This is a genomic window from Kosakonia sp. PSU_27 (genome assembly GCF_039409795.1).
Classification (GTDB): Bacteria; Pseudomonadota; Gammaproteobacteria; order Enterobacterales; family Enterobacteriaceae; genus Kosakonia.
This window is the reverse complement of record NZ_JBCIVK010000002.1, coordinates 631,869-653,784: the sequence shown is the minus strand read 5'-3', so window position 1 is coordinate 653,784 and position 21,916 is coordinate 631,869. Positions and strand designations below refer to the sequence as shown.

The window sequence follows — 21,916 nt, the reverse complement described above, 5'->3', positions numbered from 1 at the left end:
TGATACAGATTAGGTCAGGGCGTGAGAACGGTCTGACAACAGAATTTGCCTGGCGGCAGTAGCGCGGTGGTCCCACCTGACCCCATGCCGAACTCAGAAGTGAAACGCCGTAGCGCCGATGGTAGTGTGGGGTCTCCCCATGCGAGAGTAGGGAACTGCCAGGCATCAAATTAGTAGTGAAACCGGGGCAACAAACCGGTAGTTGTGAAGAAATTCGGTGGAGCGGTAGTTCAGTCGGTTAGAATACCTGCCTGTCACGCAGGGGGTCGCGGGTTCGAGTCCCGTCCGTTCCGCCACTCATTTAAGAGCCGCATCTCTAACGAGATGCGGTTTTTTTTCGTCTGTTATTTCTATAAAAAAGGGCAATCGCGCCCTTTTTGCCGTATGTCACTCCCAGCGTTTCAGCAGCAGGCTGGCGTTCACGCCACCAAATCCAAAGCCATTTGATAAGGCATAACGTATCTCCAGCGGTTGCGCAGTCAGCGCAACTAAATGCAGCCCTTCTGCCTCGGTATCAGGGTGATGCAAATTCAGCGTTGGCGGTACAACCTGATCACGTAAAGCCTGGATAGTGAAAATAGCTTCGATACCGCCTGCTGCGCCCAACAAGTGGCCCGTTGCGGATTTAGTTGAGGTAATTGCAACCGGAGCGTCACCAAAAAGCCCCTTAATCGCCGCCAGCTCTCCTTTATCACCCACCTGTGTTGAGGTCGCATGCGCATTGATATGCTGAATGTCCGCAGTGGTAATCTCAGCCTGGTGAATGGCTGCTTCCATGGCGCGACGCGCACCGTTACCATCTTCCGGGCCTGCCGTCAGATGATATGCATCCGCGCTGGTTCCGTATCCTACCAGTTCTGCCAGCGGTGTCGCACCGCGTGCCTGGGCATGTTCCAGCGATTCGATAACGAGCAATCCGGCGCCTTCTCCCATTACAAAACCATCACGATCGCGATCAAATGGCCGCGATGCTGCTGTTGGATCGTCGTTAAAACTGCTTGAAAGTGCTCTTGCAGCCGCGAAACCGGCAAGACTAACCCGGTGTATTGCCGCTTCACTGCCCCCACACAACGCAATATCCGCTTCACCGCTACGGATCATGCGCGCGGCATCGCCGATGGCCTGCGCACCGGCAGCACAGGCGGTAACCGGTGCGCCAATGGGGCCGCGAAAGCCATGCGCAATGGAAACATGCCCGGCAGCGAGGTTGGCGAGGAAAGAGGGGATGGTAAAAGGGGAGAGTCGACGCGGCCCACGATCATCCGTTGTGCGCACAGCATTGGCGATTTCGTTAAACCCACCGATCCCGGTCGCAATTACCGTGGCAGTACGGTCTTTTTCCACTTGATCCTGTGGAAACCAGTTCGCCTGCGTCAGGGCTTCTTTTGCCGCTACCAGCGCGAACTCAATAAAACGATCCATTTTTTTGCGTTCTTTGGCGGGAATAGCCACCAGTGGATCAAAACCGTACTGCGGATCCTCTTCAATAGACGGAACCTGACCTGCCACTTTGCAGGGAATATCGTCGACAACCTCATCTGCAAGCCGGGAAATCCCGGATTTTCCCTGTAATAGGGATTGCCATACGTGCGAGACACCACAACCCAGCGGGCTGACAATTCCCATACCTGTTACCACGATGCGTTTTGTTGAAACGCTCATCATCAATTCTCCTGAAATTTCACGCTGTTTGCGGTTTTTTCATTAAGGGAACCAGCAGCGCAGCGATTAAAAAACCTAACATGATCAGATAAAAAGCATCTGAAAACGCTTGTGTCCGGGCCTCACGCAACGTGATGGCCGAAAGATTCTTTAGCGCAGCACTGCTGGCGATATCGGGTGAAATCCCCTGGCTAACCAATCTGCTGATGTTGCTCTGAACGAATTCCGTGACGGAAAGAGAGGCATTATTGAGATGATCCGCGAGGCGGCTGTAGTGTAAATTGGTTCGGTCATTAATCACGGTACCGCACAAGGCGATGCCAATCGCGCCGCCCAGATTGCGCATCAAATTGAACAGACCTGATGCCAGTTTTAGCCGCGCCGGCGGCAGGCTGCCAAGCGTCAACGTGACCGTCGGGGCAACCGCAAATTGTTGCGCCAGGCCGCGAAATGCTTGCGGTAACAGTAGTTCTTGCGCTCCCCATTCATGGGTGAGCGGAATAAAACTGTACATCGACAACGCAAATCCAAGCAGCCCTGCCATCAGTAGCCAGCGTAGATCGACCCGATTCGCAAGCCACGCATAGAACGGGATCGACAGCACCTGAAAAAGGCCAGTGGAAAACACCGCCAGACCAATTTCCAGTGCGCTAAAGCCGCGCACCGTGCCAAGAAATAATGGCGTTAGATAGATCGTAGCAAAGATGCCAACCCCTGCCATAAACGAGAAGTAGCAGCCCAGCGTGAACGTTCTGTCCTTCAGCGCACGCAGATCCATCACCGGCTGCGTATGGCGTAGCGTGCGAATAACAAAAAAGATGCCGCACAGTAACGCCACCCAGCCAGTCATCGCTAATGTGTTGTCGTCAAACCAGCCCCAGCGTGGGCCTTCTTCGAGGGTATATTCCAGACAGCCCAGCGATACCGCGAGCAGCAGGATGCTCAGATAGTCCGCGCCGCGCAATAGCGACGGATTTGGCGTATCAATTTTTACCAGCAGTGGTACGGCGAGGGTGATGTAAATCCCCGGTACGATGTTGATATAAAACAGCCAGTGCCAGCTGAAGTTCTCGGTTATCCAGCCACCGACGGTGGGGCCGAGCGTTGGTGCCAGCGATGCCAGCCCGCCAATCGTCGCAGCAGCGATGACGCGTTGTTTTCCCTGGAAAAAGGCAAAAGCGGTGGTGAAAACCAGCGGGATCATCGAGCCACCCGCCAGCCCTTGTAATGCGCGAAAAGCGATCATACTTTGGATATTCCACGCCCAGCCGCAGAGCAGGCTCATCACCGTAAACCCGGCGGCGGAGGCGGCAAATAGCCAGCGCGTGGACATCACCCTCGCCAGCCAGCCGGAGAGGGGAATAATGATGATTTCGGCAATCAGATAACTGGTTTGTACCCATACTGTTTCATCATCGCCGGCAGAAAGCCCTCCGCCGATATCCCGTAGCGACGCCGACACGATCTGAATATCAATCAGGGCGATAAACATGCCCACACACATTGTCGCGAAGGCAAATACTTTCTGACTCACCGGCATTGAAACGCCCGGTTGCAGCGGTACCGCATCGGTGGTGCTCATTGCGCGCTCTTTTCGTCAACGGTAACGATGACAGAAAAACCGGGGCGCAATACGCCGAGTTTTGCCGCTTCGCCCTCCAGCGCGATACGCACGGGCACTCGCTGGACAATCTTGGTGAAATTTCCGGTGGCATTTTCTGCCGGGAGAAGACTAAATCGTGAACCGGTCGCGGGGGAAACGCTGAGAACATGGCCGTAGAACGTTCGACCCGGCATAACATCCGCCACAATGGTCGCTCGTTGCCCTGGGCGCATATGGGCTAGCTGGCTCTCTTTGAAATTGGCGTCGACCCACAAGCCTTCTGCGGGAACCAGTGAAAGCAGTTGCATGCCGCCGCCGACGAAGGAGCCGGTCCAGGCCCGGCGATTGCCTATAACGCCATCGAACGGGGCGCGGATCTCGGTATAGTTCAGGTTTAATTTCGCGATTTCAAGATTCGCCAGGGCCTGTTGCAGCGCGGCTTGCGTCTGTTTTTCCCGTGCATCAAGCACGGCCAGCTGGCGCGTGGCGACAGCGTTATCCGCCTGCGCTTTGCTCTCCTGCGCACGTGCCTGGCGATAATCCGCAGCCGCGTTTTCCCGCACCTGCGCAGAAACGGCACTGGACATGACCAGCGCGCTGTAACGGCGGTTGTCATTGGCTGACTTCTCACTCACCGTTTTAGCAGCAGCCAGCGATGCTGTTGCGCCTTCAATGGTTGCCAGCTGTAACTGACGCGTCGCGGCGATATCAGCCAGCGCCGCCCGTTGCGCGGCGACTTCGCCAGCGGCTTTCGCCAGTGCAGCCTGGTAATCCCTGTCATCAAGGCGGACTAAAAGGTCGCCTTTTTTGACCAGCATATTGTCCTGAACGGCAATCTGCTGGACATAACCGGACACTTTACTGGAGATGGCGCTGATATCACCACCCACGTAGGCATCGTCGGTGGATTGAATAAATCGCCCGCTTTGCCACCAGTACACGCCGTAACCCGCAGCGGCTACCAGCGCTGCGGCTAACAGCGGCAGAGTGAGTGCCTTTTTCTTGTTACTGAGCGTCATGATCGCGGCTCACATGGTGAAGCGGGGCGAATTTTTGCGTGTTATCGCCCGTGCGTTTGCGTTGCAAATAATCGTGGCGGTAATGGATAACCGGTGCAGCCGCAGGACCAGGCACCAGGGCATATTTCTCCGGTGTAATGGGTTCGCCGGTTGCTTTATCAATGAGAATGGTCTCGACCGGGCGCTGTGTTTCACGCTCGACTAACTCTATTTGCGCGCCTTCTGGCGAGAAGTGGCGATTCCCCCATTCCACCAGAGCAAGGATCACCGGGCGAAAATCGCGCCCGAGAGCCGTCAGGTGATATTCATAGCGCGGCGGTGTTGTGCTGTAGCTCACTTTTTCCAGCAGCCCGTCATCAACCAACTCTTTCAGACGACGAGAGAGAATGTTGGGGGCGACATTCGCGCTTTTCTGGAACTCATCAAAACGTGTGAAACCGGCTAAAGCGTCACGCAGGATTATTATGCTCCAGCTGTCACCAATGCGGCCTAAGCTGCGGGCGATGGGGCAGGGAGCGTTGCAAAGCGGTTCATTTTTCATGGTCTGACCCGGTTACTGGCTAGATTCTGCGCTTACGTTGACATAGTGACTTTCAAAATGCAAGTGACTATCTTTGCGCCCTGAATTCCTTACTTTTGCTTCTCCGGCAAAAAACCTATGCGTTTTCGCCTCTTTTTCCCCTCACTGAAGCGGGGAATAATCAGCGCAACGAAACAATACGAAATCAGAAAGAGGAATTCTTATGGCTATCCCTGCATTTGGTCTTGGCACCTTCCGTTTGACTGACGAAGCGGTTATCGCTTCTGTGAAAAATGCCCTTGAACTGGGTTATCGCGTGATTGATACCGCGCAGATCTACGGTAACGAAGCTGCCATTGGCGAAGCGCTGGCACAGAGCGGCGTTGCGCGTGAAGAGTTGTTTATCACCACCAAAATCTGGACCGAAAATCTGGGCGCAGACAAACTGATCCCCAGCCTGAAAGAGAGTCTGAAAAAATTAGGTACGGATTATGTTGATCTGACACTGATTCACTGGCCGTCTCCGGGCGCAGCTGTGGCGGTTGATGTCTCTATGCAGGAGCTGATGAAGGCAAAAGCGCAGGGGCTCACGCGCCAGATTGGGGTGTCTAACTTCACCATTCCGCTGATGGAGCAGGCCATTGCCGCTGTGGGCGCGGAAAACATCGCCACTAACCAGATTGAATTGTCACCATATCTGCAAAACCGCAAAGTCGTTGACTGGGCAAAACAGCACGGTATCCATATCACCTCTTACATGACGCTGGCGTATGGTAAGGCATTGAAAGACGAAGTGATTAGCCGTATCGCGAAGAAACATAATGCTACACCCGCGCAGGTTATCCTGGCGTGGGCGATGGGCGAAGGTTATGCGGTAATCCCGTCTTCGACCAAGCGTGAGAATCTGGCAAGCAACCTGCTGGCACAGTCGCTGAAACTGGATGCAGAAGATAAAGCGGAAATCGCGAAGCTTGATTGCAATGACCGTCTGGTCAGCCCGGAAGGCCTCGCACCGAAGTGGGATTAATCAAGAGTTTAACGGGAGCGTCATGCTCCCGTTGTCGTTATTGCGGCAGATGTTCGCTGATAAAATCGATAAAGGCGCGAATACGTGTACTCACCGCCCGATCGCTGTAGTAGACCGCGCTAAAAGGCATCTCTACCGGCAGGCGCTTATCCGCCAGCAAATCCACCAGTTCCCCACTTGCCAGCTCTTTATCAATCATATAGTCCGATAAACTGGCGATACCGTTGCCACTCAGACACAAGTGTTTAAGCGTTTCTCCGCTATTTGAGGAGATATCCGGCGTGGCTTCAAATAATTGACCATCGGCAGAAGCAATCGGCCAGGTGTTAAGGGAGACCGGTTCGGTAAACCCGAGTAACACATGATTGCGCAGCTCTTCGACTGTTTCAGGCTTGCCATAGCGAGCGATGTAATCCGGTGAGGCGATAATTTTTCGATAGCTCTTGAACAGCGGGCGGGCGCGCAGGCTGGAGTCCGTCAGTTTCCCCACGCGGATAGCCACATCCACTTTACGCTCAATCAAATTGATAAACGTCTCGCTTGAGACCAGAGAAAGGTTGATTTCCGGGTAGCGTTCACGAAACGGTTTAATCAGCGGCATCAGGAAATGCAGCACCACCGGCGTTGCCGCATCAACGCGCAGCGTGCCACGCGGCGTGGATTTGGTTTCCATCACCTCTGTTTCTGCGGCCGCCATCTCCTGCAATACGCTTTGTACGCGGCGGAAATAGCGCTCACCTTCTTCGGTTAAACTGAGCTGGCGCGTGGTGCGATTAAGCAAATTGACGCCCAGCTTGTTCTCCAGCTTTTTTACTGCACGGCTGATCGCCGAGTTCGCCTGTCCCAGGCGTTCCGCTGCCCGGCTGAAGCTGCCGCTTTCGACAACAGCCACAAAAATCGCGAGTTCTTCTGAGGTGGTTTTCATTATTGCCTCTGTAGCAACACTGCAACGATATTATTCATCCATACGCTATTTAACCATGTTGAAGCCTGCGATGCCACGCACGCGCGGCGCTGGCGGCATTAATAAGCGCTCACTAACCATAACCGGTGGTTTTTCTGCCGATTGTGCGTTGAAAGTGTGCGCTAAAATCCCTATAACTGAATGACCACCCGGGAACCGGGTGTGGAAATCAATGAGGTTTGAAGCCGAAAGTGCCAAAAAATACCTATGCCATGCGATATGTTGCCGGACAGCCAGCGGAGCGAATTTTACCGCCGGGGTCTTTCGCGAGCATCGGCAAAGCGTTGCCTGCAGGTGTGCCTTTAAGCAGCGACGAAAAAATCCGTGTACTGGTATGGAATATCTTTAAGCAGCAGCGCGCCGAATGGTTATCGGTGCTGCAGAGTTTTGGCAAAGACGCGCATCTCGTGCTGTTACAGGAAGCGCAAACCACACCGGAACTTGTCAGGTTTGCGACCACTAACTATCTTGCTGCCGATCAGGTTCCCGCGTTTGTGCTGCCGCAACATCCCTCTGGCGTCATGACGCTTTCGTCTGCTCACCCGGTCTATTGCTGCCCGCTACGTGAGCGGGAACCGATTCTACGGCTGGCGAAATCAGCGCTGGTCACGGTGTACCCGCTGCCTGATTTACGTAACCTGATGGTAGTGAATGTCCATGCGGTGAATTTCAGTCTGGGCGTGGATGTCTACAGCAAGCAGTTGTTGCCGATTGGCGATCAGATTATGCGCCACGCCGGACCTGTGATTATGGCAGGCGATTTCAACGCCTGGAGCCGGCCGAGGATGAATGCGCTCTATCGTTTTACGCGTGATATGTCGTTGCGACAGGTTCGTTTTACCGATGACAATCGCCGCCGCGCCTTTGGTCGTCCGCTGGATTTTGTTTTCTATCGTGGTTTGAATGTGCAGGAAGCGTCAGTGCTGGTGACGCGCGCATCGGATCACAACCCGCTGCTGGTGGAATTTACCCCAGGTAAACCGGCTTGAGGGGTGACAAGCAGGCAATAACTGGCTTAAAGCTGAAAGCTTTCCGGAACCCCCAGCCAGGCTGGGGGTTTTCTATGGACAAAAAAAAGCACCGTGGGGAAACGGTGCTTTTTTATCGGTTTGTATCAGGAATCCGGTGTGGCGCTGTTCTTAACAAACAGGGTCAGCTGATCGCCTGGCTGCAGATTATCGGTATCGTTATTCCAGCGCATCACATCCTGGATGTTCACGCCGTGACGTTTCGCAATACTCGATAACGAATCACCTTTGCGTACGCGATAAGTAATACTATCGCTGTTGCTGGCGAGACGCTGCGCGCTGCTACCTGCGCCTACCGTCAGACTCTGGCCCACTTTCAGGTTCGAACCGCGCAGGTTATTCCACTGCTGGATATCCTTTGCGCTAACGCCGAGACGCGCCGCGATGGCGGAAAGCGTATCGCCTGAGCGAACCTTGTAGCTCCGGCCTGTCAGCGGGGTGTTATCCGCCAGCTGGGTTGGCTGTACGGCGGCGATTTCGCCTGATGCCAGCGATTCACGCAATTGATCGGCGTGTTTCTTCGGCACCATCACGTACTGCGGACCCGCTGAACCTAACGTCGAACCTTTAACGCCAGCGTTAAACGTTTTCAGTTTGTTCACCGAAATCCCGGCCATTTCCGCCAACTGATCGACCTCAACCGGGCTGCTCAGTCTGACTCGCGCCAGCGCACGGCTTTCGTCTGGTGTTGGCAGACTCACGCCATAGCGCTTACTGTTTTTGAGAATATCGCTCAAAGCCAGCATTTTAGGCACGTAAATCTTGGTTTCCTGCGGCAATGAAAGCGACCAGAAATCGGTGGGTTTACCCCGCGATTTATTGGCTTTCATCGCTTTCAACACGCGACCTTCACCGCTGTTATAAGCAGCGACTGTCAGTAACCAGTCGCCGTCAAACATGCGGTTAAGACGCTGCATCATGTCAAGCGCGGCCGTGGTAGAGGCCACAATGTCACGACGCGCATCGTAGCTGCGAGTCTGCTTTAAACCATAATTTCGCCCGGTGCTCGGTATGATCTGCCAAATGCCTGCGGCATTGGCGCCAGACGTCGCGTGTGGGTCAAAAGCGCTCTCCACTATGGGTAGTAGTACCAGTTCCATGGGCATGTTACGTTTTTTAACTTGCCCTGCTATCCAGTACATATACGGCTCTGCCCGTAAAGTTACATCGTGGAGATAGCTCTTATTGCTTAAATACTTGAGTTTTTGTTCGCGAATCCGGGTATTTTCCGGAATTCCCATCTTTAGCTCGTCGCTAATGGAGGTCCACAAGTCACTGTTATTCTGGGCGGCGAATGTTCCATCGTCCATCCACCGCGCCTGACTAGTAAACTTCCCTGCTTCCCCTTGACCAGCTGCAGAAAGGCTCTGTGCGTGCTGTTGTACCGTACCGTCATGGTTAGACGCCTGGCACCCAGCAAGCAAGACAGAGGCGAATAAGATCGCTTTTGCCTTCATGTGTGTGTCAATAGTAGTTGCTTAAAAGACGAGCGATGATAACGGCGTCGTCTTTAAAAGGCAACCCGGAAATATCAGAAGTTATCTTTCTTTGACCTTAACCATGCGAAACGCTCCTCTGGGTGTTGCAACTTTGTTTCTTGGTTAATTACATCAATTAAATCAGTGTCTTCCGTGCGTAAAAATAAATTAATTCGTCGTTCATTTTTCAGAATTACGGGGAGTGTTTTTTGATTTTTCGCACGTAACTCATTAACTTTTCGATAATATTCGTTAAGTGCAGGATCCTTCGGTAAGATGCTGATCGCAAACTTCATATTCCCTAAAGTATATTCGTGTGCACAGCAAATCACCGTATCATCCGGAAGCGCATTAATCTTACAAAAGGATTGATACATCTGGCTTGCCGTCCCTTCAAATAATCTCCCACAGCCACCCGAAAAGAGTGTGTCGCCGCAAAATAGATAAGGAGAACTGAAGAAACAGATATGTCCTAAAGTGTGACCTGGCGTGGCAAAGACGGAAAAATCATGTCCTAAAACGGAGATAACGTCCCCCTCTTTAACGATCTGTGTGGTTCCTTTATCTTGCGTTTCCTCCGGCCCATAAACCACCACATCAGGGAAATGCTGACGCAACGCTTTCACACCGCCAACATGGTCGTTGTGATGATGAGTAAGCAAGATAGCTTCCGGTTGCCACTGGTTTTCTTCTAATGCGCGTAATACCGGTGCGGCTTCGCCTGGATCGACAATCAGGCAGCGGCCATCATCATTGTTCAGCACCCAGATGTAGTTATCCTGGAATGCCGGAATACTGTTAAGATTCATAAATTACCTCTCAAAGCGTAGCGGAAGGTTGTGATGAAACCGGCAAGGACTCCTAAGACATTGGTCGCACCGGCAAGCTGGGGCGATTTACCTAAAGGCGCGTATTATCGCGAAGCGCTGGAAGGAGAACTTAAGCCGTGGTTTGCAAAAATGTATGGATTTCATTTGCTTAAGATCGGCAATCTGAGCGCGGAAATCAATGCCGAAAGCTGCGCTATTTCCCACCAGGTCAATGTTTCCCTTAGCGGCGAACCAGCGCAGGTCAGAGCCGATCCGCTGCATTTACCGTTCGCAGAAAAATCGGTGGATGCCTGCTTGCTGGCACATACGCTTCCCTGGTGTACCGATCCGCATCGGCTATTGCAGGAAGTGGATCGCGTGTTAATTGACGACGGCTGGCTGGTAATGAGCGGTTTCAACCCGATTAGCCTGCTTGGGCTTTGCAAAGCGGTTCCTTTTGCGCGCCGATCACCTGCGGTAAAAAGCCGGATGTTCACCCTGATGCGCCAGTTTGACTGGCTGTCGTTGCTCAATTTCGAGGTGTTACATTATAGCCGCTTTCGCGTCCTGCCCTGGACGAAACAGGGCGGGAAACTGCTTAGCACGCATTTACCGGCTTTGGGGTGTATGCAGCTTATTGTTGCGCGCAAACGCACCATTCCGCTTACGCTAAACCCCATGAAGTCGAGCCTCAGCAAACCCCGGGTTCGCCAGCCCGTGGGCGCGACCCGCCAGTCTTAACTCTCGGGCTGATAGCCCACATCTTCCTGCGTTGGGTTCATCGCGGCGGCGCGCGCCAGTTCATCGCAGCGTTCGTTTTCCGGGTGACCTGCGTGGCCTTTAACCCATTCCCAGCGGATTTGATGTTGGCTCAACGCCGCATCGAGTCGCTTCCAGAGATCGACATTCTTGACCGGTTTTTTTTCCGCTGTTTTCCAGCCACGCTTTTTCCAGTTATGGATCCACTGCGTGATCCCCTGGCGCACATACTGGCTATCGGTACTGAGCACCACTTCGCAATGCTCTTTTAATGCTTCCAGTGCGACAATAGCCGCCATCAGTTCCATCCGGTTATTGGTGGTGAGACGGTAGCCTTCGCTAAACAATCTTTCATGCTGACGATAGCGTAAAATCGCGCCGTAACCGCCCGGACCCGGGTTGCCAAGACAAGATCCGTCGGTGAAAATTTCTACCTGTTTAAGCATCTCTGGTAGACTTCCTGTGTTTAAAACGACAAGTCTGACATAAATGGCCGCTATGAGCACAGCAATTACACGACAGATCGTCCTCGATACCGAAACCACCGGTATGAACCAGATTGGCGCCCACTATGAAGGGCACAAGATTATTGAGATCGGTGCGGTGGAGGTGATCAACCGCCGCCTAACCGGTAACAACTTCCATATTTATCTCAAGCCTGACCGGCTGGTGGATCCGGAAGCGTTTGGCGTTCACGGTATCGCCGACGAATTCCTGCTCGATAAACCGACCTTTGCCGACATCGCCGATGAGTTTATTGAGTATATCCGCGGTGCGGAGCTGGTCATTCACAACGCGTCGTTTGATATCGGCTTTATGGACTACGAGTTCAGCAAGCTGAACCGCGGTATTCCAAAAACCGAAACGTTTTGCAAAATTACCGACAGCCTGGCGCTGGCGCGTAAAATGTTCCCCGGCAAGCGTAACAGCCTTGATGCGCTCTGCGCGCGTTACGAAATAGACAACAGCAAACGTACGCTGCACGGCGCATTACTCGACTCCCAAATTCTTGCTGATGTCTATCTGATGATGACCGGCGGCCAGACATCGATGAAATTTGCGATGGAAGGCGAAGGGCAAACACAAACAGGCGATGCGGGGATCCAGCGTGTTGTTCGTCAGGCAAACCGCTTGCGCGTGGTTTTAGCCAGTGATGAGGAGCTGATGGCCCATGAATCACGGCTCGATTTAGTGCAGAAGAAGGGCGGAAGCTGCCTGTGGCGCGGGTAAAATCGTTTTGTGAACACAGGAAAATCGCCGCACGGGTGATTTTTGCAGCAAACAATTCAAAACGATGGAAAAAGCGTTGACGGCACCAGGTGCAATCCGTAATATGCGCCTCGTTCCCTAACAGGAACACAACGCGGAGCGGTAGTTCAGTCGGTTAGAATACCTGCCTGTCACGCAGGGGGTCGCGGGTTCGAGTCCCGTCCGTTCCGCCACTATTCAGAAGGCCTGAATCAGCAATGATTCAGGCCTTCGTCGTTTCTACTCCTTTGCCGCCACGCGCTGAGCGGTAAATGTGCTGCTCACACCTTCGCGTTCGTTACGCGCCAGAAAGCGGTAGCATCCCGCCCCGAGGAACGCGCCAATAAACCAGCTAAAGTTGGCCACTTCATGCAGCGCCGGAATAAAGCTAATAATCAGCCCAACCGCCACTGATGGCGCCAGCGCAGCAATCGCTTTCGGGTTAAAGCCGTTTTTGTACCAGTAACGCCCGTTTGGCGAGTCGGTAAACAGATCGTCGACAAACACATTTCCGCGTTTAATCAGATAAAAATCGGTCAGTAAAATACCGAACAACGGGCCAATAAACGCGCCGAGCACATCCAGCGTGTAGTGGATCAACTCCGGAGACTGGAACAAATTCCACGGCGTCAGCAGTACCGAGCCGACCGCCGCGATCATCCCGCCGGTACGAAAACTGATTTTTTGCGGGGAACAGTTAGAAAAATCGAAGGCCGGGGAGACGAAGTTCGCCACAATATTGATGCCGATGGTGGCGGTGATCATCGTCAGCAGGCCAATTGCCATCGCCAGGCTGCTACCAACATGGCTCACTGTTTCGATAGGATCGGTGATCATCTTGCCAAACAGCGATTGGGTCCCGGAAACAATCACCACTGTGACAATGGAAAACAGCAGGAAGTTAAACGGCAGTCCCCAGCGGTTGCCGCGGCGGATCTCCTGCATGCTTTTACCGTAGCGGGAAAAATCGCCAAAATTGAGCAGCGGGCCGGAGAAGTATGAAACCACTAACGCCGTTGCGGTGATCATCTGCCAGGTTTGCTCACCTGCCGTCAGTTGTTTGCTGGCGAGGGTAAAAGAGATGCCATCGAAACCCGTTTGCCAGAGGATCCATCCCGCCAGCGCCATCATCACAACGTATACCGCCGGACCGGCGATATCGATAAAGCGTTTAATCGCACTCATCCCGTGCCAGAACACCAGCGCTTGCAGCACCCACATAATACCGAAACAGAGCCAGCCCAAATGTGACAGGCCAAGGAAATGGCCGTTGGTCAGGGGAGTAAGGGCGGGCCAAAACTTCAGGATCACCAGCATCAACGCGTTGGCGGCCAGATAGGTCTGAATGCCGTACCACGCAAACGCAATCAACCCGCGGATCACCGCCGGGATATTCGCGCCGAACACGCCAAATGCCTGACGGCAGATCACGGCATACGGCACACCGGCCATTTGGCTCGGTTTCGCCACCAGGTTTGCGCACAGCTGCACAATACAGATCCCCAACAGCAGGCAAAGTAGCACCTGCCAGCTGGCAAGCCCTAAGGCGAAGAAGCTGGCGGCGACCACATAGCCGCCCATGCTATGCACATCGGACATCCAGAAAGAGAAAATATTGTACCAGCTCCAGGTCTGATGGCGGGTCGGCGCTAAATCTTCATTGGTCAGGCGCGGGCTGTAGCGGGCATCGTAATTTGGTTCAAGGTTTGGCATGGATTCTGCTCCTCTGAATACAGATAGTGACGTGTTGTCTGCTATCCCTCATTGCATTAACCAGGCCAGGTTTTAATTTTTTGTATACAAAATAAATTAACGGTGTATACAAAAATAGATGAATTGAGTAACAAAGGAATTGCGCTATGAACCAGCAAATAGGGCTGCGAACCCCTGCAGATCTGGAAGATAAAGAGCATGTCATTTGGCAATCGTTAATGAACGCCATCGTTGAACATCAATTGCCACCGGGAAGTAAACTGCCGGAAGAGGCTCTGGCGGAAGTTTTTGGCGTCAGCCGTACCGGGATCCGCAAAGTCTTAACCCGCCTTGCGACGGTGCAAATGATCACCATGACGCCCAGACGTGGTGCATTTGTCGCCAACCCCGGCGTTGAAGAGTCAAAAGCTATCTTTACTACCCGTAAAATGATCGAATGCGCCAACCTGCCGCTGGTGCTGGAACATCTTCAGCCGCCACACCTTGCCGGGCTGGAAAACATCATCGCGCAGGAAGAAGAGGCGCATCAAAACCATGATGGCGCGGCGGCTATCCGCCACTCTGCGGCTTTCCATATCCAGCTGCAGGCCATTTCCGGTAATGCGGTGGTGGCTGACATTATTACCACGCTGGCGCAGCGTTCGTCGCTGGTGATAGCCGCCTGGGGCGCGCCCTGGCAGCGCGGTTGCCGCTGTGACGATCATGACCAACTGGTTACGCTGCTGCGTAAAAAGGATCTGCCGGGGCTCAGTGATGCGATGGCCCACCACTTTGATCACATTGTTTCCAGCCTGCGCTTTGAGCGCAGCGGCGAGACAGTGCCGGACTTCGCCCGCCTGTTTGGTGCGCCAGGAGAACACTGATGAGCCAGTTTTGTATACAAGTTATTAATCCTAATACCAGCCCGGAAATGACCGCCACCATCGCCAGCGCGGCGCGCAGCGTGGCGTCGCCTGGCACCACCATTCTCGCCAGTTGCCCCTCGCAGGGAGTGGAATCAATCGAAGGACATTTTGATGAAGCCATTGCGGCGATTGGCGTGCTGGAGCAAATCAAACAGGGTAAAAACCAGGGCGCACAGGGACACGTGATTGCCTGTTTTGGCGACCCCGGATTACTGGCGGCGCGCGAGCTGGCGAGCGGGCCGGTTATCGGTATTGCTGAAGCGGCTATGCACGTGGCAACGCTTGTGGCGACGCGGTTCTCGATTGTTACCACGCTGCCACGCACGGTGATTATCGCCCGTCATTTATTGCGCCAGTATGGCTTCGAACATCACTGCGCCGCGCTGCATGCTATCGATTTACCGGTACTGGCGCTGGAAGATGGCACGGGTCTTGCTCAGCAAAAGGTACGTGAACGTTGTATACAAGCTAAACGGGAAGATCATAGCGGCGCCATTGTGCTGGGCTGCGGCGGCATGGCGAACCTTGCCAGCGAGTTGACGCAAGAGCTTGGCATGCCGGTGATCGACGGCGTTACGGCCGCGGTGAAGATGGTGGAATCCCTTCTCGCGCTGGGGCTTGGCACCAGCAAATACGGCGATCTCGCGTATCCCAATAAAAAGCCGCTTTCAGGATGTTTCGAACAGCTTTGCTGAAAGCGGCCCCGTAAAGAGGTCGAATCAGCATGCAATCAGCAACGGACAAACCTTTCTGGCATTTCACCGCCAACTACCCCCGCGATATGGCGGGTTATGCGGGAAAACCGCCGCATGCCCGCTGGCCGGGCGGCGCGCGCATTGCCGTCCAGTTTGCCCTTAATTTTGAAGAGGGCGGCGAGAACCATGTGCTGCATGGTGACGCGGGTTCAGAGCAATTTTTGTCAGATATTATTGGCGCTGCCAGCTATCCCGCGCGGCATATGTCGATGGACTCGCTGTATGAGTATGGATCGCGAGCAGGGTTCTGGCGTATTCATCAGGCTTTTCAGCAACGTGGTCTGCCGCTCACGGTTTTTGGCGTGGCAATGGCGCTGGCGCGTAACCCGGAAATCGTCGAGGCGATCAAAGCGGCAGACTACGACGTGGTAAGCCACGGCTGGCGCTGGATCCATTATCAGGATCTTGATATTCAAACCGAACGCCAGCACATGCAGCAGGCGATTGAGATCCTGCAAACGCTGTTTGGCAAAAAGCCGCTTGGCTGGTACACCGGGCGCGACAGCCCAAACACCCGTAAGCTGGTGGTCGAGCAGGGCGATTTTCTCTACGACAGCGACTATTACGGCGATGATTTACCCTTCTGGACCACGGTGGAAGGGAAGCCGCATCTGATTGTGCCGTATACGCTTGATGCCAACGATATGCGCTTTGCCACGGCTCAGGGTTTTAACACCGCTGAACAGTTTTATACCTATCTGAAAGACAGTTTTGATGTGTTGTACGAAGAAGGGGCGTATGCGCCAAAGATGATGTCGATTGGCATGCACTGCCGCCTGCTCGGGCGGCCCGGGCGCTTTCGTGCACTGCAGCGTTTTCTTGATTACGTGCAAAGCCACAGCGATGTCTGGATCTGCCGTCGCCAGGATATCGCCGAACATTGGCTAAAGCACCATCCTTATAAGGGCTGAAATAAGGACTGAAGCAAAGCGAATAGCCCGCCACCGAGCGGGCTTTACTTAGCGTGTCAGCCGCAGCTGTTGTAAATTGCCGTCCAGTTGCAGATCCGTTTGCAGTCGCGCCACATCGCGACAGGTAAAGGCCATTGCTTTATGCGCTTCCAGTTTTTGCCGCCACTTTTCCGGCACGTCCGCAAGATTCTCGTACAACACTTCCAGCGTCGGGAAGGTGTTTAACAGTTGGGTGGCGCTTTTCGGGCCAATACCGGCAACACCTGGCACTTTAGAACTGCTGATCCCCGCCAGCCCCCAGTAATCCGGCAATTGTTGCGGCGTGACACCATATTCCTGCGCGATAAAGGGCGCATCCAGCCAGCGTTTCTGAAAATAGTCGCGGATACGAATGGTTGGGGAAAGCAACTGGCAATAGCCTTTATCCGTGGAAACAATTGTCGCCTGCTGCCCGGCCTGCGCCATTTTTACCGCCAGCGTCGCGGCGAGATCGTCCGCTTCGTTACCCGGCGTGGCCCAGCAACGAATGCCGCGCTGTTCAAAAGCGCTGCGCAAAGCGGGCATCTCGGCATGCAGCGTCTCCGGCATGGGCGGTCGCCCGGCTTTATAGTCGGGTAATAACTGGTGACGCCAGCCCTGGCTGCGAGCCTCATCATCAAACACCGCCACAGCGTGCGTCGGCTGGCTGTGAACGACGAGTTGTTCCAGCGCGTGCAGGCAGGTGTCTACACAGGGCGATCCCTGTACCGCGTGGATCCGGCGGATAAGATTAAGCGCGTCGACAATTAACAGATGAGCCACAGAAACCCTCCTTGAAATCGTGCCTAAGGGTAACATCGCGTGCGGCGTGAGGCTATGAAGCGGGGGATAATCAGGAAGATGCCTCGCAAAACGAGGCATCTGGCAGGGCTTAATCGCAGGTCACGATCTTCATCGCCAGCCCACCGCGTGAGGTTTCGCGGTACTTGGCGTTCATATCTTTCCCGGTTTCGTACATGGTTTCGATGACTTTATCCAGGCATACGCGCGGCTCGCTGGTACGGCGTAGCGCCATACGCGCGGCGTTTACCGCTTTTACTGACGCAATGGCGTTGCGCTCGATGCACGGAACCTGTACCTGGCCTGCGACCGGATCGCAAGTCAGACCGAGGTTGTGTTCCATACCGATTTCCGCAGCGATGCAGACCTGCGCCGGGCTTGCGCCGAGCAGCTCCGCAAGGCCTGCGGCGGCCATCGAACAGGCAACACCCACTTCGCCCTGGCAGCCTACTTCCGCGCCGGAGATGGAGGCGTTCATTTTATAGAGCGAGCCAATCGCGCTGGCGACCAGCAGATAGCGAGCCAGTGAATTCGCGTTTACCTGACGAATAAACTTGTCGTAATAAGCCAGTACTGCCGGCACAATGCCGCACGCGCCATTGGTTGGCGCAGTCACCACGCGACCACCGGCGGCGTTCTCTTCGTTAACCGCCAGCGCAAACATGTTGATCCAGTCGACGACCTGCATCGGATCTTTACTGGTGTTATCGCTGCTGACCAGCATACGGCGCAGCGCAGCTGCACGGCGCGGCACGCGTAATTTGCCCGGCAACACGCCTTCGGTGGTAATTCCGCGCTCAATACCGCCCTGCATCACTTCCCAGACGCGCGCGAGGTGCTGTTCCAGCTCCTCTTTGCTGTGCAGCGCCAGTTCGTTCTTCATCATCAGACCAGAGAGTGAAAGCCCGGTTTCCTGACAGTGACGTTGCAGATCCGCCGCATTTTTGTACGGATAAGGTACGGCGACAGGCGCGTTGTTGGTCTGGCCGAAATGTTCTTCGTCGACAATAAAACCGCCGCCGATGGAGTAGTAGGTCTGGCTATAGAGAACCCTGTCGCTCGCGAGCGCGGTAATACGCATGCCGTTCTCATGTAGCGAGAGGTTATCGGCATGGAAGTTCATGCATTGATCGACCGGAAACTCGACTTCGTGCTCGCCGTTAGCCAGCAGCAGGCGGCCGTGCGTGTTTACGTCCTGAATAAATCCTGGAATAGCATCGATATCAACGCTATCCGGCAGGTTACCCGCCAGACCCATAATGATAGCGATATCGGTATGGTGCCCTTTACCGGTCAGAGAGAGGGAACCGTAAACGTCTACCACTACACGGGTCACGTCGTGCAGCATGCGGCGAGCAATCAGATCGTCAGTGAATTGTTTACCGGCTTTCATTGGGCCAACGGTATGCGAGCTGGAAGGGCCAATGCCGATTTTAAAAATATCGAATACGCTGATCATGACGCATTATCCATTGCAATGAGAGTCGCGCCGCCCGTGGAGAGCGGCGCGAAAGAGATTAGCTGAACAGAGAGTAGAAGATCGCGGAGATAGCGATAAGGCCCATGATAACAATGAAGATGTTGCTGATTTTGCCGCTGTATTTACGCATTGCCGGTACTTTGGCGATGGCGTACATCGGCATCAGGAACAGGATCATCGCGATAATCGGGCCGCCCAGAGTTTCAATCATTCCGAGGATGCTCGGGTTCCAGGTTGCTACAGCCCAGGTGGTCAGCAGCATAAACAGCGCGGTAATGCGGTTCAGCTTGTTGATTTCGATGCTTTTACCTTTGCCACGCAGGGACTTGATCACCATACCGTTGAAACCTTCACGCGCACCCAGATAGTGGCCGAGGAAAGATTTGGTGATGGCGATCATCGCAATGATCGGTGCCATCCAGGCGATGATCGGTGCGTTAAAGTGGTTTGCCAGGTAAGAAAGAATCGAGATGTTCTGCTGTTTCGCCGATGCCAGGTCAGCCGGAGAAAGGCTCAGTACACAGCTGAATACGAAGAACATTACCGTCAGCACCATCATGATGTGTGCGAACGCCAGAATACGTGAACATTTGCTCTCTGCTTCGTTACCGTACTCTTCACGTTTTGCTACCGCAAACGAGGAGATGATCGGCGAGTGGTTAAAGGAGAACACCATCACCGGAATAGCCAGCCACAAGGTCATCCACAGGCCGTTACCGGTCGCGGAAGTGCTGTTCAAAGACAGCGTGTCGAGTGCTGCGCCGTTCCACTGCGGGATCAGGTAAACCGCCAGCAACATCAGGGCGATAACAAACGGGAACACCAGAATACTCATCGCTTTTACAATCATCTGCTCGCCAAAACGCACGATGGTCATCATGCCGACAATCAGGATCAGCGACAGAATGGCGCGCGGCGGCGGCGTCATACCCAACTGGTGGGTCATAAAGCTGTCAACGGTGTTGGTGATCGCCACGCTGTAGACCAGCAGGATCGGATAGATAGCGAAGAAGTAGAGCAGGGTAATCAGTTTACCCGCGCCGATACCAAAGTGCTCTTCAACCACCTCGGTGATGTCTTCACCCGGGTTTTTACCCGACAGCACAAAGCGAGTCAGACCGCGGTGTGCGAAGTAAGTCATTGGGAAAGCGAGGATGGCCATGATGATCAGCGGAATTAAACCGCCAACGCCGGCGTTAATTGGCAGGAACAGTACACCAGCGCCGATGGCAGTACCGTACAGGCCCAGCATCCACATGGTATCCGTTTTGCGCCATGAACTTCGTGTAGCCGATGTGGCCAGCGTACTGGTTTGAGTGGTTTCCATTTATAAATCTCCTGGGAAAAGCAAAATGCTGGCATGACGGGCGAATAAAATGCCTGACAGGCTGGCGGTAATATTAAATTCGGTCAATCACGGTTTTTTTATAATTTCTTTGCGCAATTATTTGCGGCGGAAAGATACATTTATGTTATGACTCTATCAGTGATCGGGATCGCAATTGCAATAAATCACTTTTTATGTGGATATATTTAGACCATCTCTCTGCTTAATGATCGAGAGATGAAATTTATGGGCGCGAAGGCTATCACCAGCAAGATTTGCGATCAAACGCACACCGCTGAAAGACGATAAATGCCCTGTAAAAAACCGCTATCGCAGTGATTTATCGGCGTTTGAGGGGCGCTGTAACATATGAATATGCTGGTGATAGGAGTGCGAGTTATACAGGGAAAAAATCCGAGGTATAAGGGCGACTTATGCGTCGCCCTGGAAGATCAGGCGCAGATTTCGTAGCAAGGAATGTACGCGCTGCCTGGCAGTTTCATACGATGCTGGGCGACAAAGCCCTGTAGCAGGTCATCCATACGGCGCATCATGTCGCTATCGCCATGAATTTTATACGGGCCGAACTCCTCAATCGCCCGAATGCCGTGCTCTTTCACGTTACCCGCCACGATGCCTGAGAACGCCCGGCGCAGATCCGCCGCTAACGTTTCCACCGGCTGATCCGGATAAAGTTTCAGGTTAGCCATATTTTCGTGCGTCGGTTCAAACGGCACCTGCAGATCCGGCGCGATACGGATAGACCAGTTGAAACTATAGGCATCCCCGGTTTCACGACGGTTCTCTTTCACGCGCGGCATCGCTTTTTTCATCTGCCGCGCCACTTCAGCCGCATCATTAATGATGATGGTGTAGTGTTGTCGCGCGGCTTCGCCCAGCGTGTTAACGATAAATTCGTCCAGCACACGGAAATAGTCCGCACTCTCTTTTGGCCCGGTCAGGATCAGCGGTAGTACCTGGTTTTTGTTGGCCGGGTTCATCAAAATCCCCAGCAGATACAACAACTCTTCCGCCGTGCCTACGCCACCCGGGAAGATGATGATGCCGTGCGCGATACGGACAAACGCTTCCAGACGTTTTTCAATATCCGGCATGATGATCAGTTCGTTGACCAGCGGGTTTGGCGGTTCAGCGGCAATGATCGATGGTTCGGTCATGCCAATAAAACGGCCCTCTTTATAGCGTTGCTGCGCGTGACCGACGGCGGCACCTTTCATGGGCGCTTCCATCGCGCCTGGGCCACAGCCCGTACAGATGTTCAGCTCACGCAAGCCAAGCTGGGTTCCCACGCGGCGCGCGTAGAGGTACTCGGTTTCGTTAATCGAGTGGCCGCCCCAGCAGACCACCATGCTCGGCGCTTCGCCGACATGCAGCGCGCGGGCGTTACGCAAAATGGAAAACACCAGGTTGGTGATATGAATGGAGCTTTCCAGATTTAAATGCTGAACGCGTCCGGCGTTATGTATCTGTCCATTAACGAAGAGAATGTCGCGCAGAACAGCAAACAGGTTGGCCTGCAGCGAGCGGATAATGCGCCCGTCGACAAAGGCCTCTTCCGGTGGGTTGATCAACTCCAGCTTTACGCCGCGTTCACGGCGTAACACGTTGATATCAAAACTTTCGTTACGGGAGAGCAGCTCTTTGCTGCTGTCGGTCTGGCTCCCTGAGTTCAGTACAGCGAGCGAGCAGTTGCGAAACAGTTGATACAGGTCACTGCTGGCCGTGCGTTTAAGCATATCGACTTCCAGCTGCGACAGCATATCCATTGAGCCAAGCGGGCTAATATGTGTAATCAAGTGAACTCCTTACGGGACGAAAATTTTATCTTTCCCGTGATTACAATAGCCCTGGCTTATGACGTTTAACAA

The 21,916-nt window shown here is 53.8% G+C and carries 20 protein-coding genes, 2 tRNA genes and 1 rRNA gene; 10 read left to right on the top strand and 13 right to left on the bottom strand.

Annotated elements, in window-relative coordinates; genetic code table 11:
* Nucleotides 1–48 precede the first annotated feature (48 nt).
* Together rrf and AAIG26_RS06960 are read left to right on the top strand one after the other, a co-directional pair.
* Nucleotides 49–164, top strand: a 5S ribosomal RNA gene (rrf, locus tag AAIG26_RS06965).
* A 55-nt stretch (nucleotides 165–219) separates the two neighbouring features.
* Nucleotides 220–296 (top strand) — tRNA-Asp (locus tag AAIG26_RS06960).
* A 91-nt stretch (nucleotides 297–387) separates the two neighbouring features.
* On the opposite strand, the gene fabF is transcribed toward AAIG26_RS06960, so the two are convergent.
* Genes fabF through AAIG26_RS06940 form a run of 4 tightly spaced genes read right to left on the bottom strand, consistent with a single transcriptional unit; the run spans nucleotide 388 to nucleotide 4,825 of the window.
* The gene (gene fabF / locus AAIG26_RS06955) at nucleotides 388–1,662 is read right to left on the bottom strand and encodes a beta-ketoacyl-ACP synthase II (RefSeq protein WP_343180349.1); all 1,275 of its coding nucleotides are present in this window, start codon (nucleotides 1,660–1,662) and stop codon (nucleotides 388–390) included.
* 19 nt (nucleotides 1,663–1,681) lie between these two features.
* Nucleotides 1,682–3,244, bottom strand: a complete 1,563-nt coding sequence (locus AAIG26_RS06950) for a DHA2 family efflux MFS transporter permease subunit (RefSeq protein ID WP_097406383.1) — start codon at nucleotides 3,242–3,244, stop codon at nucleotides 1,682–1,684.
* Entirely contained in the window at nucleotides 3,241–4,284 is a 1,044-nt protein-coding gene (locus tag AAIG26_RS06945) for an HlyD family secretion protein (RefSeq protein ID WP_343180293.1), read from the bottom strand. Before AAIG26_RS06945 ends, AAIG26_RS06950 begins: the two co-directional genes overlap by 4 nt.
* Nucleotides 4,271–4,825 carry a helix-turn-helix domain-containing protein gene (locus tag AAIG26_RS06940; protein WP_020456635.1) on the bottom strand — a complete coding sequence of 185 codons (555 nt, stop codon included), beginning with the start codon at nucleotides 4,823–4,825 and terminating at the stop codon, nucleotides 4,271–4,273. Before AAIG26_RS06940 ends, AAIG26_RS06945 begins: the two co-directional genes overlap by 14 nt.
* Nucleotides 4,826–5,027: 202 nt before the next feature.
* Between AAIG26_RS06940 and dkgB the strand changes: the two genes are divergently transcribed.
* Nucleotides 5,028–5,831, top strand: coding sequence for a 2,5-didehydrogluconate reductase DkgB (gene dkgB, locus AAIG26_RS06935; protein ID WP_045513346.1), 804 nt, complete (start codon nucleotides 5,028–5,030; stop codon nucleotides 5,829–5,831).
* Between the two features lie 37 nt (nucleotides 5,832–5,868).
* Here the strand turns inward: dkgB and yafC are convergent, their stop codons facing one another.
* A complete protein-coding gene (gene yafC / locus AAIG26_RS06930) occupies nucleotides 5,869–6,756 on the bottom strand; it encodes a DNA-binding transcriptional regulator YafC (RefSeq protein WP_020456637.1) in 888 nt (295 codons plus the stop codon).
* 230 nt (nucleotides 6,757–6,986) lie between these two features.
* On the opposite strand from yafC, the gene AAIG26_RS06925 reads away from it, so the two are divergent.
* Nucleotides 6,987–7,784: an endonuclease/exonuclease/phosphatase family protein gene (locus AAIG26_RS06925; RefSeq protein ID WP_045513363.1), complete on the top strand. Its 798-nt coding sequence runs from the start codon at nucleotides 6,987–6,989 to the stop codon at nucleotides 7,782–7,784.
* A gap of 125 nt (nucleotides 7,785–7,909) precedes the next feature.
* Here AAIG26_RS06925 and mltD read toward each other — a convergent pair whose 3' ends face one another.
* Nucleotides 7,910–9,280 carry a murein transglycosylase D gene (gene mltD / locus AAIG26_RS06920; RefSeq protein WP_045513344.1) on the bottom strand — a complete coding sequence of 457 codons (1,371 nt, stop codon included), beginning with the start codon at nucleotides 9,278–9,280 and terminating at the stop codon, nucleotides 7,910–7,912.
* A 74-nt stretch (nucleotides 9,281–9,354) separates the two neighbouring features.
* Complete coding sequence (gene gloB / locus AAIG26_RS06915) at nucleotides 9,355–10,110, bottom strand: hydroxyacylglutathione hydrolase (RefSeq protein WP_343180291.1); 756 nt, start codon at nucleotides 10,108–10,110, stop codon at nucleotides 9,355–9,357.
* 33 nt (nucleotides 10,111–10,143) lie between these two features.
* On the opposite strand from gloB, the gene AAIG26_RS06910 reads away from it, so the two are divergent.
* Nucleotides 10,144–10,851, top strand: a complete 708-nt coding sequence (locus AAIG26_RS06910) for a class I SAM-dependent methyltransferase (RefSeq protein WP_044489570.1) — start codon at nucleotides 10,144–10,146, stop codon at nucleotides 10,849–10,851.
* On the opposite strand, the gene rnhA is transcribed toward AAIG26_RS06910, so the two are convergent.
* A complete protein-coding gene (gene rnhA, locus AAIG26_RS06905; protein WP_161796289.1) occupies nucleotides 10,848–11,414 on the bottom strand; it encodes a ribonuclease HI in 567 nt (188 codons plus the stop codon). The genes AAIG26_RS06910 and rnhA overlap by 4 nt on opposite strands.
* On the opposite strand from rnhA, the gene dnaQ reads away from it, so the two are divergent.
* Nucleotides 11,368–12,099, top strand: a complete 732-nt coding sequence (dnaQ, locus tag AAIG26_RS06900) for a DNA polymerase III subunit epsilon (RefSeq protein ID WP_020456642.1) — start codon at nucleotides 11,368–11,370, stop codon at nucleotides 12,097–12,099. The two genes, rnhA and dnaQ, sit on opposite strands and share 47 nt — an antisense overlap.
* 135 nt (nucleotides 12,100–12,234) lie before the next feature.
* Nucleotides 12,235–12,311: transfer RNA gene (locus AAIG26_RS06895), tRNA-Asp, on the top strand.
* A gap of 46 nt (nucleotides 12,312–12,357) precedes the next feature.
* Here AAIG26_RS06895 and AAIG26_RS06890 read toward each other — a convergent pair.
* On the bottom strand, nucleotides 12,358–13,830 hold the full coding sequence (locus AAIG26_RS06890; RefSeq protein ID WP_020456643.1) for an NCS1 family nucleobase:cation symporter-1: 1,473 nt from the start codon (nucleotides 13,828–13,830) through the stop codon (nucleotides 12,358–12,360).
* 146 nt (nucleotides 13,831–13,976) lie between these two features.
* Here AAIG26_RS06890 and AAIG26_RS06885 point away from each other — a divergent pair, with 146 nt between their 5' ends.
* Genes AAIG26_RS06885 through puuE form a run of 3 tightly spaced genes read left to right on the top strand, consistent with a single transcriptional unit; the run spans nucleotide 13,977 to nucleotide 16,401 of the window.
* The gene (locus AAIG26_RS06885; RefSeq protein ID WP_343180290.1) at nucleotides 13,977–14,693 is read left to right on the top strand and encodes a GntR family transcriptional regulator; all 717 of its coding nucleotides are present in this window, start codon (nucleotides 13,977–13,979) and stop codon (nucleotides 14,691–14,693) included.
* Nucleotides 14,693–15,430 carry an aspartate/glutamate racemase family protein gene (locus AAIG26_RS06880; RefSeq protein WP_343180289.1) on the top strand — a complete coding sequence of 246 codons (738 nt, stop codon included), beginning with the start codon at nucleotides 14,693–14,695 and terminating at the stop codon, nucleotides 15,428–15,430. Before AAIG26_RS06885 ends, AAIG26_RS06880 begins: the two co-directional genes overlap by 1 nt.
* A 29-nt stretch (nucleotides 15,431–15,459) precedes the next feature.
* On the top strand, nucleotides 15,460–16,401 hold the full coding sequence (puuE, locus tag AAIG26_RS06875) for an allantoinase PuuE (protein ID WP_343180288.1): 942 nt from the start codon (nucleotides 15,460–15,462) through the stop codon (nucleotides 16,399–16,401).
* A 48-nt stretch (nucleotides 16,402–16,449) separates the two neighbouring features.
* On the opposite strand, the gene xni is transcribed toward puuE, so the two are convergent.
* From xni to ppnN, 4 genes are all read right to left on the bottom strand, one after another.
* Nucleotides 16,450–17,238: a flap endonuclease Xni gene (xni, locus tag AAIG26_RS06870; protein ID WP_269231636.1), complete on the bottom strand. Its 789-nt coding sequence runs from the start codon at nucleotides 17,236–17,238 to the stop codon at nucleotides 16,450–16,452.
* A 73-nt stretch (nucleotides 17,239–17,311) separates the two neighbouring features.
* Nucleotides 17,312–18,679 carry an L-serine ammonia-lyase gene (locus tag AAIG26_RS06865; RefSeq protein WP_269231635.1) on the bottom strand — a complete coding sequence of 456 codons (1,368 nt, stop codon included), beginning with the start codon at nucleotides 18,677–18,679 and terminating at the stop codon, nucleotides 17,312–17,314.
* A gap of 58 nt (nucleotides 18,680–18,737) precedes the next feature.
* Nucleotides 18,738–20,027 carry an HAAAP family serine/threonine permease gene (locus tag AAIG26_RS06860; protein ID WP_020456649.1) on the bottom strand — a complete coding sequence of 430 codons (1,290 nt, stop codon included), beginning with the start codon at nucleotides 20,025–20,027 and terminating at the stop codon, nucleotides 18,738–18,740.
* 452 nt (nucleotides 20,028–20,479) lie between these two features.
* Nucleotides 20,480–21,844, bottom strand: a complete 1,365-nt coding sequence (gene ppnN, locus AAIG26_RS06855; RefSeq protein ID WP_017458733.1) for a nucleotide 5'-monophosphate nucleosidase PpnN — start codon at nucleotides 21,842–21,844, stop codon at nucleotides 20,480–20,482.
* Nucleotides 21,845–21,916: the final 72 nt, after the last annotated feature.